Annotated in this window: 1 protein-coding gene; it reads left to right on the forward strand. The window is 36.0% G+C overall.

All coding sequences use genetic code 11. The features are described 5' to 3' along the window. Positions 1–447: 447 nt before the first annotated feature. A partial coding sequence (locus ACQR30_RS11135) for a glycoside hydrolase family 2 TIM barrel-domain containing protein (RefSeq protein WP_429735051.1) occupies positions 448–2,336 on the forward strand: 1,889 nt, incomplete at its 3' end.

The raw sequence follows: 2,336 nt of genomic DNA on the forward strand, positions 1-2,336 counted from the left end.
TGGCAATCGTAAAAGCACATCATCACAAAGGAAAACTTACTTTGCAGATTTCTGCTGATGGTTTACAAGGAACAAGTGTAGACATTCAGATGAAGTGATGCAACGGTAAGGGAAAATAACATCTATATAAATTGATTTATTAATCGGGTTACACGGTTCGATATTATATAAGCGAAAACCTCCGAAGGTAAATGGATTAAAAAATGATATTTACATACAAGAGCCCGGTGCAATACCGGGCTCTTGTATGTAAATATCAGAAGGTAATGAAGATCTTGATAAACCACACCTATTGAGCATTTTTTAAAACGTTTCGTATATAAATTTAGAAATATTTATTAGAATAGGGCTTTGCTGTCATGCTGAATATATCTTACAATTATTTTTATAGCAAAGGAAATAATTGTAATTTTAACTTTTAATATCTATTTACAATATTTTAATCGAATGAAAAAAGTACGGTTTGGCATTTTCGTGTGCTTAATGATGGTTGCGAGTAACCAAATTTTTGCTCAAAATGATAGAGAAAAATTTAATGAGAATTGGCTTTTTAAGCTTGATACCACTAACGAATATAATGCGCAGGAATTGGACAGCAAGCCTTGGCGCGAAATAACACTTCCACATGATTGGAGTATTGGTCTTAATTTCGATTCTGCTAGCCTTAGCGGCAATGATGGTGCTTGTTTGCGTGGAGGGACAGGGTTGTACAGAAAGGAATTTATTTTGTCTCAAAAAGATAAAGGCAAAAATATATTTATTGATTTTGATGGCGTATACATGAACAGCACAGTTTGGCTTAATGGGCATGAACTGGGCAATCGTCCGAATGGCTATGTTTCTTTTCAATACAATATGACCCCCTATTTGAAATTTAATGGTGAAAAAAATATATTGGAGGTCTTAGTAAAAAATCACCAGCCCAATTCACGTTGGTATAGTGGTAGTGGCATTTACCGTAATGTATGGTTGGAGAAAAAAGGTTCAGTATATGTGGATCAATGGGGGACATATATTATTACGCCTAAAGTCTCTTCGCGCCAGGCATTTGTTAAGATTCAAACAAATATAAAAAATAGTTTAAATAATAGCACTGGGGCACTATTAAAAACGACTTTGTTTGATAAAGATGGTAGAGTGGTGAAAATACTGTCGAGGACCATTGCCGTCGGTGCAGATGGAGAACGAACGTATACTGATTCGCTGTCTTTGTCAAACCCTTTACTCTGGAGTATTGACCATCCTAATTTGTATAAAGTTGTTTCGCAAGTTTTTGTACATAATAAAAAGCAAGATGAGTACACGACAACTTTTGGCATTCGCTCTTTTCATTTTGACAAGGATTCTGGATTTTATTTAAATGGAAAACCCCTGAAGATTATAGGCGTTTGTATGCACCACGATTTAGGTGCATTAGGTTCGGCTATAAATGTTCGTGCTATGCAGCGCCAATTACAAATTCTAAAATCGATGGGTATTAATGGCATCCGTACGTCACACAATCCGCCTGCACCCGAATGGTTGGATCTTTGTGATAAAATGGGTTTTATTGTACTTGATGAAGCTTTTGATTGCTGGGAATTGGGGAAAACAAAATACGATTATCATTTGTATTTTAAACAATGGCATAAACGAGATTTAACTGATCAGATTTTACGTGATCGCAACCACCCATCTGTATTCCTTTGGAGTATCGGCAATGAAATTCTTGAGCAGAAAACTGGCGACAAAGACACGAGTGGTCGTAATATTACAAGAGATTTGGTTGCGATTGTAAAAAGCCTTGATAACAGACCTATAACGGCTGCGATGAATGAATCTGGGCCCAATAATAATATTTCCTGCACGGGAGCGCTAGATTTGATAGGAATAAATTATCATCATTGGTTATGGGAAGGATTACCTAAACAATTTCCGGATCAGAAATTCATTTTGACAGAAACTATTTCCTCTTTACAGTCGCGTGGAGAATATTTAATGCCTTCTGATTCTATAAGGCACTGGTGGGGTTTTACAAGAGAAAAAAATGGTGGCACGCCTGATTTCACTTGCTCAGCATACGACAATAGTTGTGCTAATTGGGGTTCTACTTATGAAGAATCCTTGAAATTGTTATTGAAACATCCTTATTTAAGTGGCATGTATATATGGACTGGCTTTGATTATTTGGGTGAGCCTACACCTTATCCTTATCCTGCCCGTAGTTCTTATTTTGGAATTGTAGATATGGCAGGATTTCCAAAGGATTCTTACTATTTATTTAAAAGCTTATTTACAAAGAACACGGTTTTACATATCTTTCCTAATTGGAACTGGAAACCTGGTCAAAAAATTGA

It is taken from the genome of Arachidicoccus sp. (assembly GCF_050436765.1).
Classification (GTDB): Bacteria; Bacteroidota; Bacteroidia; order Chitinophagales; family Chitinophagaceae; genus Arachidicoccus.